Origin of the sequence: Pseudomonas sp. GXM4, assembly GCF_008923895.1 — a bacterium.
GTDB classification, from domain to species: Bacteria; Pseudomonadota; Gammaproteobacteria; order Pseudomonadales; family Pseudomonadaceae; genus Aquipseudomonas; species Aquipseudomonas atacamensis.
Genome location: NZ_WBRZ01000492.1, coordinates 1 through 1,464 on the forward strand (window position 1 = coordinate 1; position 1,464 = coordinate 1,464).

General features: G+C 60.2%; 1 protein-coding gene. It reads right to left on the minus strand.

Annotated elements, in window-relative coordinates; translation table 11 throughout:
• Positions 1 to 93: 93 nt before the first annotated feature.
• Positions 94 to 1,128 (minus strand): alpha/beta fold hydrolase, encoded by a 1,035-nt coding sequence (locus tag F8N49_RS27680; protein ID WP_071172614.1) that lies wholly within the window; start codon positions 1,126 to 1,128, stop codon positions 94 to 96.
• Positions 1,129 to 1,464 lie beyond the last annotated feature (336 nt).

Sequence of the window (1,464 nt, forward strand, 5' to 3'; positions counted from 1 at the left end):
CGCTTTCAGGTCGGCGTAAATCTCGAATATCCCCCCATCAGTTCCCTCTCGCTCCGGGAGAGGGCTAGGTGAGGGGTATTGAGGGCGGGTCTGTCAGAGACGATCAGCATCGATTACAGCTTGCGCAAACGCCGCCGGGCTTTCCTGGGGCAAATTGTGCCCAACCCCACCCTCAATCAACCGGAATTGATATTTCCCGGTAAAACGCTTGGCATAGTCCTCAGGCTTGGGATGTGGCGCTCCATTGGCATCGCCTTCCATGGTAATCGTCGGCACGCTGATCGACGGGGCAGCCGCAAGCTTCTCTTCCAGCGCGGCATATTTCGCCTCGCCCTGCACCAGGCCCAGCCGCCAGCGGTAGTTGAACACGGTGATCTCGACGTGATCGGGGTTCTGCAACGCTTGGGCGCTGCGCTCGAAAGTGGCGTCGTCGAACTTCCACTGCGGCGAAGCCAGCTGCCAGATCAGTTTGGCGAAGTCGTGGGTGTTCTTTTCATAGCCGGCGCGGCCGCGTTCGGTGGCGAAGTAGAACTGGTACCACCACTGCAATTCGGCTTTCGGCGGCAGTGGATTCTGCCCGGCGGCCTGATTGCCGATCAGATAGCCGCTGACCGCCACCAGCGCTTTCACGCGCTCTGGCCACAAGGCCGCGACGATGTCCGCCGAACGCGCGCCCCAGTCGTAGCCGCCCAGCACCGCTTGTTTGATTTTCAGCGCGTCCATGAAGTCGATCACGTCGCTGGCCAGCGCTGCCGGTTGGCCGTTGCGCAGAGTGGCTTTGGACAGGAATTGCGTGTCGCCATAACCCCGTGCATACGGCATCAGCACGCGGTAACCCTTGGCCGCGAGCAGTGGTGCGACTTCGTCATAGCTGTGAATGTCGTAGGGCCAGCCGTGCAGCAGGATCACCACCGGCCCATCGGCAGGACCGGTTTCGGCGTAGGCCACATCGAGCAAGCCTGCCTTGATGTGCTTCAGCGGGCCGAAAGGAGAGGGCGCCGAATAGCTGGCGGCGGCCGGTTCAGTGGTTTGCGCCTGAGCGCTGCCGACGGCGCCGAGCAGTGACAGCGCCAGGACTGACAAGCCGAGCGCGGCGGTGATTTTAGAGGTGTGCAGAGCCTGTTTCATGCTGACGTCTCCTTTGCGAACCTGTGGCCAAGGGGCTGGATGAACCTTGAAACCCTGGGTGCATTGAAGCGTAGCGAGGTATCCGATCTGTGTCCCCGGACGGCAGTTTTGCAAGGGCGTGTATGGCGGCGGGGCGCGTACACAGTGTGATACACGGAGGCGAAACCCATTGTTTTCGCGCGAAAATAATAAGTCGCTGTTTTAAAACAAAAAATATTTCTTCTCGGGCTTCCCAAACGAAATGAATGTTGTTAAATTGCGCCCCGTTCTCACAGCGATCCTCACGGAGCCGCTGACCAGAGCTACAGGGGCGTCGCCAAGCGGTAAGGCAGCAGG

Excerpts from the sequence above, each read along its gene's own strand:
- F8N49_RS27680 (WP_071172614.1), bottom strand. The coding sequence starts at position 1,128 with ATGAAACAGGCTCTGCACACCTCTAAAATCACCGCCGCGCTCGGCTTG.